16 protein-coding genes are annotated in these 12,394 nt (G+C 54.7%); 10 read left to right on the forward strand and 6 right to left on the reverse strand.

All coding sequences use genetic code 11. The features are described from left to right. Window positions 1-262 precede the first annotated feature (262 nt). Genes folD through panB form a run of 3 tightly spaced genes read left to right on the forward strand, consistent with a single transcriptional unit; the run spans window position 263 to window position 2,828 of the window. Complete coding sequence (gene folD, locus ACWVCN_RS01990; protein WP_455243835.1) at window positions 263-1,123, forward strand: bifunctional methylenetetrahydrofolate dehydrogenase/methenyltetrahydrofolate cyclohydrolase FolD; 861 nt, start codon at window positions 263-265, stop codon at window positions 1,121-1,123. A 26-nt stretch (window positions 1,124-1,149) separates the two neighbouring features. After that, window positions 1,150-2,037: a methylenetetrahydrofolate reductase gene (locus tag ACWVCN_RS01995; RefSeq protein ID WP_455243836.1), complete on the forward strand. Its 888-nt coding sequence runs from the start codon at window positions 1,150-1,152 to the stop codon at window positions 2,035-2,037. A 2-nt stretch (window positions 2,038-2,039) separates the two neighbouring features. Then, window positions 2,040-2,828, forward strand: coding sequence for a 3-methyl-2-oxobutanoate hydroxymethyltransferase (gene panB, locus ACWVCN_RS02000; protein ID WP_455243837.1), 789 nt, complete (start codon window positions 2,040-2,042; stop codon window positions 2,826-2,828). A gap of 21 nt (window positions 2,829-2,849) precedes the next feature. On the opposite strand, the gene ACWVCN_RS02005 is transcribed toward panB, so the two are convergent. The 3 genes from ACWVCN_RS02005 to ACWVCN_RS02015 form a co-directional block, all read right to left on the reverse strand. Further along, a complete protein-coding gene (locus ACWVCN_RS02005) occupies window positions 2,850-3,650 on the reverse strand; it encodes a symmetrical bis(5'-nucleosyl)-tetraphosphatase (protein ID WP_455243838.1) in 801 nt (266 codons plus the stop codon). Window positions 3,651-3,682: 32 nt separating this feature from the next. Next, window positions 3,683-4,096 (reverse strand): preQ(1) synthase, encoded by a 414-nt coding sequence (queF, locus tag ACWVCN_RS02010; protein ID WP_455243839.1) that lies wholly within the window; start codon window positions 4,094-4,096, stop codon window positions 3,683-3,685. A gap of 183 nt (window positions 4,097-4,279) precedes the next feature. Then, the gene (locus tag ACWVCN_RS02015; protein WP_455243840.1) at window positions 4,280-4,528 is read right to left on the reverse strand and encodes a methylenetetrahydrofolate reductase C-terminal domain-containing protein; all 249 of its coding nucleotides are present in this window, start codon (window positions 4,526-4,528) and stop codon (window positions 4,280-4,282) included. A 414-nt stretch (window positions 4,529-4,942) separates the two neighbouring features. On the opposite strand from ACWVCN_RS02015, the gene ACWVCN_RS02020 reads away from it, so the two are divergent. The 5 genes from ACWVCN_RS02020 to ACWVCN_RS02040 are packed head-to-tail and all read left to right on the forward strand — an operon-like array spanning window position 4,943 to window position 9,081. After that, window positions 4,943-5,845 (forward strand): thiamine pyrophosphate-dependent enzyme, encoded by a 903-nt coding sequence (locus ACWVCN_RS02020; protein WP_455243841.1) that lies wholly within the window; start codon window positions 4,943-4,945, stop codon window positions 5,843-5,845. 24 nt (window positions 5,846-5,869) lie between these two features. Beyond that, the gene (locus tag ACWVCN_RS02025; protein ID WP_455243842.1) at window positions 5,870-6,586 is read left to right on the forward strand and encodes a 2-oxoacid:acceptor oxidoreductase family protein; all 717 of its coding nucleotides are present in this window, start codon (window positions 5,870-5,872) and stop codon (window positions 6,584-6,586) included. 10 nt (window positions 6,587-6,596) lie between these two features. Next, window positions 6,597-6,920: a hypothetical protein gene (locus ACWVCN_RS02030; protein ID WP_455243843.1), complete on the forward strand. Its 324-nt coding sequence runs from the start codon at window positions 6,597-6,599 to the stop codon at window positions 6,918-6,920. Between the two features lie 21 nt (window positions 6,921-6,941). Beyond that, a complete protein-coding gene (locus ACWVCN_RS02035; protein ID WP_455243844.1) occupies window positions 6,942-7,706 on the forward strand; it encodes a carbon monoxide dehydrogenase beta subunit family protein in 765 nt (254 codons plus the stop codon). Window positions 7,707-7,746: 40 nt separating this feature from the next. Beyond that, complete coding sequence (locus ACWVCN_RS02040; RefSeq protein ID WP_455243845.1) at window positions 7,747-9,081, forward strand: transketolase C-terminal domain-containing protein; 1,335 nt, start codon at window positions 7,747-7,749, stop codon at window positions 9,079-9,081. Between the two features lie 80 nt (window positions 9,082-9,161). Here the strand turns inward: ACWVCN_RS02040 and ACWVCN_RS02045 are convergent, their stop codons facing one another. Beyond that, window positions 9,162-9,410 (reverse strand): hypothetical protein, encoded by a 249-nt coding sequence (locus ACWVCN_RS02045; protein WP_455243846.1) that lies wholly within the window; start codon window positions 9,408-9,410, stop codon window positions 9,162-9,164. A gap of 38 nt (window positions 9,411-9,448) precedes the next feature. On the opposite strand from ACWVCN_RS02045, the gene ACWVCN_RS02050 reads away from it, so the two are divergent. Then, window positions 9,449-10,630, forward strand: a complete 1,182-nt coding sequence (locus tag ACWVCN_RS02050) for a small ribosomal subunit Rsm22 family protein (RefSeq protein ID WP_455243847.1) — start codon at window positions 9,449-9,451, stop codon at window positions 10,628-10,630. Window positions 10,631-11,372: 742 nt separating this feature from the next. Here the strand turns inward: ACWVCN_RS02050 and ACWVCN_RS02055 are convergent. Further along, window positions 11,373-11,555 carry a hypothetical protein gene (locus ACWVCN_RS02055; protein WP_455243848.1) on the reverse strand — a complete coding sequence of 61 codons (183 nt, stop codon included), beginning with the start codon at window positions 11,553-11,555 and terminating at the stop codon, window positions 11,373-11,375. 37 nt (window positions 11,556-11,592) lie between these two features. Beyond that, window positions 11,593-11,952 carry a hypothetical protein gene (locus tag ACWVCN_RS02060; RefSeq protein ID WP_455243849.1) on the reverse strand — a complete coding sequence of 120 codons (360 nt, stop codon included), beginning with the start codon at window positions 11,950-11,952 and terminating at the stop codon, window positions 11,593-11,595. Between the two features lie 132 nt (window positions 11,953-12,084). On the opposite strand from ACWVCN_RS02060, the gene ACWVCN_RS02065 reads away from it, so the two are divergent. Further along, a partial coding sequence (locus tag ACWVCN_RS02065) for a dual specificity protein phosphatase family protein (protein WP_455243850.1) occupies window positions 12,085-12,394 on the forward strand: 310 nt, incomplete at its 3' end.

Genomic DNA, 12,394 nt, shown 5'->3' on the forward strand with positions numbered 1-12,394 from the left:
GAGAGGGTGTCAAGAAATGTCAGGGAGGGGGTAGGACTGGAGGTGGGGGAATGAGGCAGAAATCCTCGCTGCAGCCATTTGATCCTAGACCTCTGGCCCGGGCTCGGTCCAAGTCGTTGACTTGAATAAAATTGCCCTGCTAAGGTGCCGCGCGTAGAAAGTAGGTGAAGGTTTAGGCTAAGGCTAGGGTCCGGTGAAGGCCTGAGCCGGTGATTCCCTAAGCCTCAGCCTTGACCTCAACCTAGAGTTTTGGAGGGAAATCGTGGCGGCACGACTGATTGACGGAAAGGCCTTAGCGCAACAAGTACGGGAAAAGTTAGCGGTCGAATCGGCGGCAGTACTGGCAAAAACGGGTGTGAAGCCGGGGTTGGCGACGATCCTGGTGGGGGATGACCCTGCCTCACACGTCTATGTGAAGAACAAGCAAAAGGCCTGCGAACTGGCAGGTATTCATGTCGACGATCATAAGCTGCCGGCCAGTACCAGCCAGGACGAGCTTCTGGTCCTGATCGAAAAGAAAAATGCTGATCCGAAGATCCACGGAATTTTGGTCCAGCTTCCCCTTCCCAAACACATCGACAGTCGCGTGGTTCTCGAGGCCGTGTCTCCCAATAAAGATGCCGACGGGTTTCATCCATACAATTTCGGACGGTTGGTAGAAGGTCATCCGGTGTTTGAAGCCTGCACGCCGAAGGGCGTTATCAAGATGATCGAGTCGACCGGTGTGACGATTGAGGGAAAGCGGGCTGTGGTGCTAGGGCGCAGCAATATCGTTGGAAAGCCGCTGGCGCTGATGTTGTTGCAACGGAATGCGACCGTGACAATTTGCCATTCTAAGACGAAAGATTTACCGGCTGTCTGTCGTGAGGCCGAACTGCTGCTGGTGGCAATCGGGAAAGCGAAGTTCGTGACTGCCGATATGGTACGCGAGGGAGCGGTCGTGATCGATGTTGGTACCAATAAGTTGCCGGACGGCAAGTTGTGCGGGGATGTCGATTTTGAACCGGTCAGCCAGAAGGCCGGTTGGATCAGTCCTGTGCCGGGCGGCGTCGGTCCCATGACGATCGCAATGTTGCTGGACAACACAGTAGAGTCTGCTAAGAGAATGGCTGGGATGCTATAGGTCGCGGTAGGACGGAGCGTACGCAGATGAGTCGGGAGCCTAGGCGGTTAAAAGAGGTGCTTGATGCGGGGCAGTTCGCTGTTACCGTCGAGTACAACCCACCGAAAGGGACCAACATCAGCGGGGTCTTGGATAACGCGAAGCAGTTGCTGGGGCGTGTGCACGGCGTCAATGTGACCGACAATACCGCAGCGGTGGTCCGCGCAGGCTCGTTGCCGGTCTGTCGATTGCTCTATGAATTAGGCCACGATCCGGTCATGCAGCTGACCTGCCGTGACCGCAATCGCATTGCCATGCAGTCTGATTTGATGGGCGCACACATGTTGGGCATTCGGAACATTCTCTGCTTGACGGGGGACTACCCGACAGTCGGTGACCATAAAGATGCTAAGCCGGTCTACGATCTCGATTCCGTACAAGTCATGCAGTTGGTGCAGGGATTGAACAGTGGTCGGGATATGGCGGGGAACAAGCTTGACGGTTCTACGACATTCACCATCGGGGCTGCGGTGACACCCGAAGCTGATCTCGTGGGGCCTGTGCTGGCGAAGTTTGAAGTGAAAGTGAAAGCCGGCGCCCAGTTTTTCCAGACGCAGGCGATTTATAATCCCGGACAGTTTGCGAGCTTTATGAAAGCGGTGCGTCCGTACAACGTGAAAGTTCTGGCGGGGATTCTTTTGCTTCGCAACGCCAAGATGGCTGAATTTATGAATGCCAACATTCCTGGGATGTCGGTTCCGCAAGAAATGATCGACGAGCTCCGTGCTGCCGGCAACAAGTCTGAGGATGTGGGCGTCGAAATCGCGGTTCGCACGATTAATGCGGTACGTTCCCATTGTGACGGCGTCCACATCATGGCAATCAAGGGAACCCATAGGCTCGGAGAAATTATTACGAAAGCCCAGCTCGGATGAGAATGACTATTCCCGACCTTCAGCGGCACAAGCGCGAAAAGAAGAAAGTCATCGTCGTAACCGCCTACGATGCCTTGTTCACGCGTATCCTGGAACAGGCAGGCATTGAAGCGATCCTCGTCGGGGATTCGCTCGGGGTGGTTGTGCAGGGCAAGCCGAATACACTCTCAGTCACGATGGAGGATATGCTGTATCACACCAAACTGGTGGCCGATGCTGCACAGAAGTCGTTGGTCATCGGCGATATGCCCTTCATGTCCTATCAGGTCAGCAAAGAAGAGGCGCTCCGGAACGCGGGACGGTTCCTCCAGGTTGGAGCGCATGCAGTGAAACTTGAAGGCGGTGCTCCGATGGTGGATCGGGTCGAGGCGATGACGCAGGTCGGAATCCCTGTCATTGGACATCTTGGCATGACGCCGCAATCCGTCAATCACTACGGCGGGTACAAAGTGCAGGGGCAAAGCCAAGACCAGGCGAAAAACCTTCTGTCCCATGCAAAAGCCTTGGAGCAGGCGGGGGCCGTTGCGATCGTGCTGGAGGCGATTCCGGCGGCATTAGCGAAGACCGTCACGGAACAGCTCACAATTCCGACTATCGGTATCGGCGCCGGGCTGCATTGTGACGGACAGGTCTTGGTGCTCTATGACTTGCTCGGCATGTTCGACGACTTCGTGCCGAAGTTCGTGAAGCCCTATGCACATCTGAGGGCCGACGCGCTTCAGGCTCTTCGACGATACAAAGAGGAAGTTGAGCAGGGAAAATTCCCGTCGGAATCAGAATCCTATCACTAGCTGGGTCGGGGACTCTTTTCTTCAGTCAGAATAGTCCACCTGAAACACCTTTCGATCTTCCAAGCGAACGGCCGTCAACTGTCTCCCCCACACGCAGCCGCTGTCAATTGCAAGGTGATTCGAGCCCAGCTGCAGGCCGAGTGCTGCCCAATGGCCGGTAATAATGGTGGCATCAATACTTCGACGATTCGGGACGCGGAACCACGGGGTGAATCCGGCCGGGGCTTCCTCCGGCGGTCCTGAAAAGTTCGACATCTCTCCTGTTGGTTGACAGGTTCTGATTCTCGTGAGGACCTGGGTAACACTTACAAGACGACTCCATCCCTCAAGGGAAGGAGTCCAATGCGATCCGGGGCCATGAAAGAGCTGTCTGAGAAACATTCTGTAGTCCGGCCCAGCCAGGGCAATTTCCACTTCATGTGCGTACCCGGCGGCATCCTTGATGGTCCATTGAGGCAGGAGGCCTGCATGAACCATGAGGTAGGAGCCTTCGCGGTGATGTAAGGGTTGCCGTCTGAGCCAGTCGAGAAGAGCGGATCGATCCTTTGCTGCGAGGATATCCTTGATCGTATCTTTGGGACGCAGTTGCACGATACCTTCGGACACTGCGAGGAGAAAGAGATCGTGATTGCCGAGGACGACGCAGGCTGAATTTCCAAGTTCTTTGATAAAGCGAAGGGTCGTAAGGGAGCGTGGACCGCGGTTGACGAGATCACCGACGAGCCAGAGCCTGTCCTCGTTTCGGTTGAACGCGATTCTGTCGAGCAGTCGAGTGAGGGAGATGAAGCAGCCTTGAACGTCGCCGATCGCGTATGTTGCCATGTATCGAGATGACGGCGTGTAACCCGGTCGAGCTACCGGCCTGGTGATGGGTAACGGGACTCGATCACGCTGCGTAGGCCACCGCGCGCAGTGAAGGTCCCCGTAACCTTTGCCCATACTGGTCGGCAAGCCTTCACGACATCCCGAAGAATTCTATTCACGGAATTTTCATAAAAGATGCCGAGATTCCGGTATGCATGGATATACATCTTGAGCGATTTGAGTTCGAGGCAGGCCTTGTCCGGCATGTAATGCAGCGTGATCGTGCCGAAATCCGGCAAGCCGGTTTTGGGGCAGATCGCTGTGTACTCAGGGATCTCGATCGTGATCTCATAGCCCTTGTACTGATTCGGAAACGTTTCAATGCCCGGCAGGGGAGCGGTGATCCCGCTCTTCGCATGCCGCTCGTTGTAGCCAAGTCTCGTCGTTTTTTGTTTCCCCTTCATACATCCCTCTTCGGCCACCCACTAGTGAGCTAGCGGGGACGCCTCCTCTGCTGCTGCACGCATCGAACGAGCACCGCCAAACAGAGGTTGTTCGACCCGGAGCCTTTATCTTATGCGACGCAGGATAAAACCCTTTCCTGTGTGCCGCGTCGCGCGATCCGGGAAGCGCCACGAGCGGCCAACTCACACTTGCTTCATCCAATCCGTCTGCCCGATTTTCTCCAACTCGATGAACATTGAGATCCAAGGACATTTCATCTCCGGATAGACCTCGCACAATCCTCCTTTTCGCACACCCCCGCACGGGCCGTGCGCCATGAATTTTGGGCATTCGGCCTTCAAAGTGTTATCAGGAATCGGGGGACGCTTATGAACTCCTCCGACGTACCGGGCGTCGTCGTCTTCACCGGGGATGATCACACGAATAGCCATGTCAGCTAGTGTAGACAGATTTACCTGGAGGGGCAATCTCTTGCTTCATTGCTGGTAGAACGTTCTGATCAATCCCAGGAGCAAATTCATTGTTGTTGTGCATTTGGTTAGGGCGAATGGCCTATCGATTCCACACACGCTAGGCCTTCTTTCGGTGGCTGTGGGCCTTCTGAGAAGTTGCGTTGAATTTCACCGCGTTATACACTTTTCATCATCGTGTCGCCGCGGTGTTCTGTCACATTAATCGTTGACAGTCTTTTTTAGGCTTTGTTACGATGGCCGAAAGTTTTTTTAATGTCATGAACGGACGAAGACCGTTCTTCCAGCCTTGAATTCCTGCAGGTTTGTTGCGAACAAGAGTATTGGCCGGGGTGGTAGCGTGTTGTCGTTGCCACAAGAGAGGGAGGTGTCCCAATGAGTCTTGATTACGTCAAGTTTTCGAATGGATTTGAGAAGTTCATGCCAAAAGAATATCGGGACATGGTTGAACATGGTCCCTTCGGTAAAAAGATATCGGTGTCTCAGATGGGCTCTTTCAAGGAAGTACTTGAGGAGCATCCGATGTGTGCCGGTTGTGCCATGACCCTTTTCATCCGTCTTGCGATGATCTCGTTCCCAAACCCTGAAGACACTATCACGGTTGGCACGGCCGGTTGCGGCCGGTTGGCCATTTCGCAAGCCGCGATTCCCTTCGTTTACGGAAACTACGGCGACCAGAACGGCGTGGCGAGCGGGCTCTCCCGCGGTCTTCGTCTCCGCTTCGGAGATAAACCGAAAGACGTGGTCGTGATGGCCGGCGATGGTGGAACTGCCGACATCGGGTTTCAGCAGGTTCTCCATTCCTGGTTCCGAAAGGAACGTTTCACCACGATCATGTTGGACAATGAAGTCTATGGCAACACTGGCGGACAAGAGAGTGGCATGACCAACCGCGGTGCGGTGCTGAAGATGGCCCCGCTCGGGAAGAAATTTGAAAAGATGGATATGTTGCAAATGGCAAAAGTCGCCGGCTGTGCCTATGTGGCATCGGTAGTTCCGAACAATCCACGCCGCGTCGAGAGTGTTATCAAGAAAGCTGTCTTAATCGCGCGCGAAGTGGGCTCCGCCTATATTCAGGCCTATACATCCTGCAACATTGAATACGCGATTCCGACCGACAAGGTCATGGAAGATGCCAAAACCGTGGAGAACGATCGGTATCAGTTCTCCGAGTACATCAGCGAGGAGGCCAAACAATATTTGACCGAGCGGTATGGCTACAAGGAGTATCTCCCGAAGCCATCTGCTCCTGCCGCGACAATTCCCGGCAAAGCTTAAGCTCGCCGAAAGGGAGGCTGAATCATGGCTAAACGTTTCAACATTAGAATGGCAGGTGTCGGCGGCCAGGGTGTTGTCACCGGCTCACACATTCTCAGTACGGCCGTCATTAACTCCGGCGGCGAAAGCACCATCGTGCCGTTCTATGGCTCGGAAAAGCGAATGGCGCCTGTCGAAAGCTACGTGCGGGTGTCGGATGAGCCGATTTATGAAATCGGTGAAATCACGTTTCCACACATCATTATCATCTTTCATCCTCAGGTGATTACCCACGGTAAGTCCTACACGATGCCGTTCTATTTCGGGTTGAAAGAAGACGGGATTGCTTTGATCAACAACGACGGGCCGATGACTCTCCATAAGGACCAGGCGCGAGAACTCGAAGAGCGCCGTGCGAAGCTCTATTACTTCCCGGCGACGAAGATCTCGCTGGAAGTCGCGGGGATGGACCTTGCGACGAACATGGCATTGATGGGCTGTATTGGGGCCATCACGGGTCTGACAACCATGGAGGGGTTGGAGCAGGCTGTGAAAGACCGGTTCCTTGGAAAAGGGTTCGTTGTGTCGGGCGGAACGGCGGCGTTGGACAGCGTCGTAGAGAGGAAATTCAAAAAGAAACAGGAACTGATCGAGAAGAACATGGCGGTCATGCGGGCAGGTTGGAACTATGCAGTTGACCATGGGTGGGCCGCCCCCGAGGTCAAGCGTGCGGAAGCGCCGGTGGAAGCGGCAACCGCATAAAAGGAGGAACATGTACCTCGTAGCCGATATCAACGTTGAAATCTGTGCTGCAAAGAGCTGCAAACTGTGCACGCAGTACTGCCCGGAAGCCAATACCATCCTTTATAGCGAGGAGATGGGGAAGGATAAGGGCTTCAAGTATGGCTCAGCTTATGTGGCGGTCGATCGCTGCAAGGGTTGCGCGCAATGCGTCTGGGTTTGCGACAACATGGCGAAGAACAATGCGATCAAAATGATCATGATCGATCAATTGCCGAAGGCGGCTTTGACTGAGAATGTGACGTATGGCGAAAAGAGTACTACGGCGGTCTTGGCGAGTCCGGTCGTCGGGTAATGTGAGGAAAGGGGAAAGGGCGTGGCAACCACACAAGATACGAGAGAAAAAATAATCGTTCCCGGTCCTGCAGGTTTCCATCCGCCGTCGGCGGCTCAGTTAGGTGTTTCGCTGCCCGACCCCGGCCAAGCTCTTTACTATGGGTTACTCGAGCCCAACGAAGAAGTTGTCATCGAGGAGATGGCGAGGAAGATGTTGACGAGCCCGAACGCGACCATCTTTCCAGGCCCCCTGATTCTTTGGGCTTGGAACGATCACGCTATGGAAAAGGCAAAGGCAACATTGGAAATTGCCGCGCAGATTCCGGAAGTCATGATTATCCCGATGCCGGACTACCGGCCAAAATATCCGAAGATCGATCCCGAAGAAGTCATCAATCCCAACCACCCGAATTTGACTATCTGGGGCAACAAGATCGAAGCCTGCATCTTCATTGGGGTGCATTGCCACTATGCGAATCTCACATTGAAGATGATCCGAGCGGGAACGAATTGCTGCACCATGGCGATTTGTGCCGAACAGGGTCACGAAGACGCCATGCTGACCATTAGGGATTCTGATACCGCTAAACTGAAGCGGGTCGCGCAAATTTTTAAGAAGGTCCGTGAACAAATGGGCATCAAGTTGCCGGAGAACGGCGAAAATGTCCGTTTCACCGGTACCCAGTCGAAAGTGCATGGAGGCAAGACCCATACGAATCCTACGGCGTTCGCTCCGACCCCGGGCGGGGCGGGCAGCGCGGCGATGTTCGGTCACAGTGCCGAGCAAATGAAGCGCGAGGGATAAGGCCGGGCGGAAACGCTCGATTTAGCCAAGAGGTGCAACTATGAGCGAAACCGAAGTCAAAACGAATCCGCAGGGCGATCCCATCACCAGCGTGGCGGCTCCGCCGAGTGGTGCAAAGAAAGATCCGCACGAGGCAGCGAAGAAGCAAAAGGTTGTCACTCCGGAATATATGTTTCTCAAAGCGCCGCGGACGAAAGAATTCATCACGGGTAGCGAGGCAGCCAAAGAAGCGATTCGCCGCTCCAATGTCGACCTGGCCATCGCCTATCCGATTACTCCGCAGAGTGAAACCATGCAGTTGGTCGGAGTGCTCTACGGTGAAGGTTACTTGAAGGAATACTATCGTGGCGAAGAAGAAGTCGGCGTGATGGCGGCTATTGCGGGCGGGTCGCGTGCCGGGGTGCGGTGCTATACGGCAACCGCCGGCCCCGGAACGTTGCGCGGGCTTGAAGGCATCGCGTCCTGGCCCGGGCATCGGCTGCCTGTCGTCGCGATGTTCACCTGTCGAGTTGTCAATGCGCCCCTGGCTATCCAGCCGGACAATATCGAAGTGTCGTACCTGCTCAATTGCGGCATGATCGTGCTCCACGCGGAAAATCAGCAGGATATGTACGACTTTACGATGGCGGGTTTCATCATCAGTGAAATGAACGACGTGACGTTGCCGGTTGGCGTCTGCTGCGACGGATTTTTCGTGACGCACGCCCGCGGCTATGTGCATATGCATGATCGTGGTATCAAGCTCCCGCCTCGTGAGGCCTGGCGTGGAGCCGTACCTGTGCTCGATGCGGAGAATCCCCCGGCCCGTTTGTCGCGCGATGCCCCGGTTCAGAAGTCGAACTTCATGGCCTACAATATTCACGCGGTATGGCAGCAGGAGGTGTGGGCCGCCGTGTGGCGTTCGCGCAAGTATATTGATAAGTACCTGGGAGGGCTGCTCTCCGCGGAAAACGTGGAAGGTGCCGATGCCATCATCGTCGCATCTGGAAGTGCGGCGGCGCAGTCACGTGAAGCGGTGCGTCTCTGCAAGGAAAAGGGCCTGAACGTCGGCCTGATCAAGATCCGCTCGCTCCGCCCCTTCCCGACCAAGGAATTGCGCGCACTGTGCAGCAAGGCGAAGCTGATCGTAGTGCCGGAGTTCAATTATGTTGGTTGGCTGGCCAAGGAAGTCGCCACGGCCATTTACGGCTACTCCAAGGCGAAGATCATCGGAGGTCCGCGCGTGTACGGCGGTCAATCGATGCCGGTTGAATTGATCGTGGATGAAGTCGAATCGGGATTGACGGGAAAGAAATCTACCAACGTGGCGACGTCGTCGGTCATGGGTGGAACCGTTGATCCGGAGGAAGTCGCGCATTTCATGCGCAGCATCTAGGCGATAACATATTCCAAAACTGCAAGGGCCCGCCCGGTTCCACCGGGCGGGCCCTTGGTCTTTTACAGGGCATTCAGCCGCTATCCCTGGATTTCGTCCTCGATCATTTCCTCGCTCTCCGGCATGCCATAGGCTACGTACTTCGCATAAGAGAGATAGATCATTGCACTGTCCCGCATGGCCTTTGACCCCTGCGTCATGCGCACCACCTTCTCGGATCCCGGCGGTTCCATGTTCTGTAACATCAGGGCATGTTCCTGCAGCAGCTTTGTATAACGTTCGACGGCGAGCTCGACATCTTTGTAAGCTTTGAGGATTTCATCAGTCATAGTTGTCCTCCTACGTATGCTGAGCATACACTGTGCTCATGCTGCCCCTCAACCCCGCATGCGTCTCGCCGTTGCTGCTCGACACGATTGAGCGACTGCTATCGAGATCAGTACTCGCGCGTGATAAAGTCGCCCAAGCGGTTGCCGACCTCTCGAGACTTTTTACGAAAGAGCGAACATCACTGGGCGCCTCCTATTTGAAAGATCCAGCACTCGCTGCCGCCTATCTTCAGTATTTCTTTCCGGTCAATCTCTCGAAGATTCAAGTGTTGTTAGAGGAGATGCCTGAGCCTGAAGCAGGCGAGCGCTTCTCCGTGCTGGACATAGGGTGCGGCCCGGGTACTGGGGCCTTAGCCGTCCTTGACTGGCGGTGTTATCAGGGTTCTCGGTCGGCAGTTTCCGTTGTGGCCGTGGATGCTTCCGCTACAGCCCTGCGTCAGGCAAGACACCTGTGGGATTCATACGGTCTTACAACGGGCGTCACTGGTGTGAGCTTGGAGACCCACGAAGAAGATATCGAGAAGGGGGGGTGGCTTGGAAAGATTGTGAGAAGGGCGCCCTACGATCTCATCATCGTGGCCAACTGCCTCAACGAGATCTATGCAGACCACAAAGACCCGATTGCGGCACGATCAGACCTCCTTGCGGACTTGTTGGACCGACTCGCCTCTCAGGGGACCTTGATGATTCTGGAGCCGGCTTTGCGGGAAACGTCGCGCGCTTTGCATCAAGTCAGGGATCGGTTACTGCAAGACAAACGCTGCACCATCTACAGCCCCTGTCTCCATGAGAAGAGTTGCCCGGCCTTGGTGAATCCCGACGATTGGTGTCATGAAGAACGGGCCTGGGAACCGCCGGCGATCATAAAAGAAATCGACAAGGAAGTCGGTTTCATTAAGGACGCGTTGAAGTTTTCCTATCTGCTGTTGCGAAAGGATGGGAAGACGATTGTCGATCGACGGCCTGATGTGTTTCGAGTTGTAAGCGAACTTCGGGAACTCAAAGGAGAGAAACGAGCTTGGTTATGCAATGAGCTGGGTAGGCAGGAAGTCGGCAGGCAAGATCGTCTCGCTTCTCCTCAGAACGACACTTTCGATAGCTGGCATCGCGGCGCGATCGTGCAGATTGAGAGGATTGTTCACAAGGAGCGTGGGGGAAAAGTTTCGGCGTTGGGGCGAATCGCAAAAGATGCATCAGTGCAGGTCATTCGTTCGGTATAGCGAAGACCAGGTGACGAACGGTGCGCGCGTTCAGTTACGTCATCATGCGTTGGATGTTGAGCATTCGCCTCTCGCAAAGAGTGGAGGGGCGGCCTGGTCGTCCTCTTGCTCGCGGAACGCGGCACGCCAGACGAATCAGATTGTTAAATAAAGGGAGGTGCTCGTTCGACGCGCGCAATCGAGGATCAACCAGGCCTCCCCTTGACACAAGAGACGAGCGAGCTTGTAGTGATCATCACTCGCCCCTGCACGCAAGGCTGGAATCATCTCCGCCGCCCTAACGAAAAGAGGAGTGGCGGGGACAGGCCGCTGGTAAATCTGTCACCGCTCGGAAGAAGATGAGCGTGCGCATCCGTTCCACCCAATAGAGCATGTGGAATGAAATTAGACGTCCATTGAGCATCCCAGTTCTAGTGGAAGAGAAAGTTCTGTTTCGTGCTGATATTTTCCAACGGGTGACACAGAAAATTCTGACCTTCTAAATCTCGAGAGGCAAAACATGGCCAACACAACTGACCGCCTGGCAATTTAGAATAGCTTCTTCAAGCTTTCCTGGCTGGAAGCGAGGCAAGTTTTCGAGGCTGACTCTGGGCGGGGTGCGAGGACGGACGGGCTGGTCGGCGACAGGACCCGCCCTCCTTCAAGATAGTCGAGCCGGAGCGTTAAGCAGAGCAGGGCTATCGGCGCGGATTAATTAAGATAGACCGGATATTTGCGAAGCTGAGGTTGATCGGATGGTGGGCTAATCTGCTTCCGGTTCGGAACTACCGTGCTGATGTGACACTGTATCTTCATCGAACAGCTCCGCCATCTCTTCCGCGATCATCTCACGATCATTCGGCACAGAAATCAGCGGGATTTCTTTGCGGGACTTCGATTCTTCTTTGGTCTTCGGAGAATCCTTCTTTTTCGGTTTGTCGGACATGTTCCCAGTATACACTACGCCGATGATTGAAGGGGAGTTATTCGAAGGCTTCTAGCGACGATTTCTCAGGAAATGTACGCTTGCAGTTGCTGCAGGTGACGAAGTAGATGGGTTCACGGACCGACATGGTGGCACGGAAATCCAGACTGACTCCTTTGTGCTTGCAGGCCGTGCAGGAAATTTCTTTCAACCGGTAAGGCACGTCCGGCTGGGTGCGGAGGTAGAATTCCATATCCGTATAGACCGGGAAGCTATAGAAACACTTCTTGCAGACGCCCCGCCATTCCCCATCCGGCTGCATGAAGCGCCGATCTATTCCAAAATTGGACTCTTTGCAGATGGCGCATTTTACCGTCGAGAGGCGCTGTTCGACTTCTTCGGGAGTCATGGATGTCATACGGCGAGAATTCCTTGCTTCGATCCGTCTGCCTTTCAGTATAGCGACCGGTGAAAGGAGACTGCAACATCGCACGGACTTGGGAACAGCGTAGCTTGACGCCTCTGAAGATGTCTATATACTACAGCCGCAATGCATCTCATCACGGACAAATTGCTGGTGGGTAACATCAACGATGCACGGGAGCCTCCAGGAACAGTCGGGGCGCTCCTGCTTGTGGCCGAAGAATTTAGTGTGGATCCTCCGAAGTGGGTGGAATACCATCGAATTCCGATGAAAGAATTTTCGGAGGCGAATCCTGCGACGTTGTTGCAATCCGTCAAATGGCTCGAAACCCGCGTCCCGGAAGGACGTACGCTTGTTTGTTGCCGTGCAGGCATGGGTCGATCTGTTTCAGTCGTCATGGCCTATCTCTGCTGTGTGGAAGGGATGATGCGATATC

The sequence above is a fragment of the Petrachloros mirabilis genome (genome assembly GCF_975968855.1).